2 protein-coding genes are annotated in these 1,339 nt (G+C 69.3%); both read left to right on the top strand.

Annotation, left to right across the window (positions count from 1 at the left end; translation table 11 throughout):
• The coding region (locus tag ACRDSQ_RS22355) for a beta-propeller fold lactonase family protein (RefSeq protein ID WP_431423770.1) at positions 1-708 on the top strand (708 nt) is incomplete at its 5' end.
• Positions 709-716: 8 nt separating this feature from the next.
• Positions 717-1,339, top strand: a 623-nt coding sequence (locus ACRDSQ_RS22350; RefSeq protein ID WP_431423769.1) for a hypothetical protein, incomplete at its 3' end; no start/stop codon positions are given.

Below are 1,339 nucleotides of genomic sequence, written 5' to 3'. Positions count from 1 at the left end.
ACCGCCCGCCGGGTGATTCGCAAGCTTTCGGCCGGGACCGACCCCGAGGCCTTCGCCGTGAGCCCCGACGGCACGCGGCTCTACGTGTCGAACGAGGACGCCAACACCGCCTCGGTGATCGACACGGCCACCGGGCAAGTCCTGGCCACCGTGCCGGTCGGCGTCGAGCCCGAGGGTGTCAGCGTGAGCCCCGACGGACGGCTCGTGTACGTGACGGCGGAGAGCACGCACACGGTGTCGGTGATCGATGCGGCCTCCTTCAAGGTCGTGGCCACGATCCTGGTGGGCAGCCGGCCCCGCGAAGCCGCCTTCTCGCCGGACGGTCGTCGAGCCTACGTCACCGCCGAGATCGGAGGGCTCGTCTCGGTGATCGACGTCGCCGGTCACAAGGTCATCGGGACGCTGAAGATCGAGCGGCCGGGCGCGAAACCGAAAGGGGTGGTCGTCCATCCCAACAGCAAGTGGATCTATGTCGCCAACGGCGCCTCCAACGACGTCACCGTGATCGACGCCGAGCAGCAGAACGTGGCCGCGTACATTCCAGTGGGCCGGCGTCCCTGGGGACTGGCGGTGACGGCGGATGGGCGGAAGCTCTACGTAGCCAACGGCGTTTCTGACGACATCTCCGTCATCGACACGGAACTCCGGCGGGTGGTGGGGACGATCAAGGCCGGGAAGGGGCCCTGGGGCGTGGCCATCGGACGGTGACGCCAGGCATGGCCCGGGTGCTGCTCGTTCTTCTCGGCGTCGTCATGCTTCCGGCATCGGCGGTGGGCGGCAGCGTCGGTGGCCGCGTCGTGTTCCGCGGTGAGCCGCCCGGACTCGCGCCTGTCGAGGTGGTCAAGGACCGCGACGCCTGCGGCGAGTCGGTGCCATCGGAGGCGCTCGTCGTTTCGGCCAGGAGCGGTGGTGTCAAGTGGGCCGTCGTCTTCGTCGAAGGCATCAGCCGGCCGCCGGAGGGCGAGCCGCGAGCGGCGACCCTCGAGAACCGGCGTTGCCGTTTCGTTCCCCACGTGGGCGCCGTTCAGGTCGGCGGTGAGCTGACCATCGTCAACGCCGACCCCGTCCTGCACAACCTGCGCGCCTGGCTCGACGCGGAGCCACGGCGGCAGGCGTTCAACGTGGTGCAGCCGACCCAGGGACAGGTCACCCGCCGTACGATCAAGCGGCGCGGGGTCATCACCCTCACCTGCGACACGCACCTGCACATGGGCGGCTACCTGCTAGCGTTCGATCATCCCTACTTCGCCGTGACCGACGATGAGGGCGATTTCCGGATCGACGACCTGCCCGCCGGCACCTGGCGGGTAAGCGCCTGGCACGAGGGATGGGCCGTCCT

Source organism: Actinokineospora sp. (assembly GCF_050699995.1).
Lineage (GTDB): Bacteria > Actinomycetota > Actinomycetes > Mycobacteriales > Pseudonocardiaceae > Actinokineospora.
This window is presented reverse-complemented; position numbering and strand designations above follow the sequence as displayed.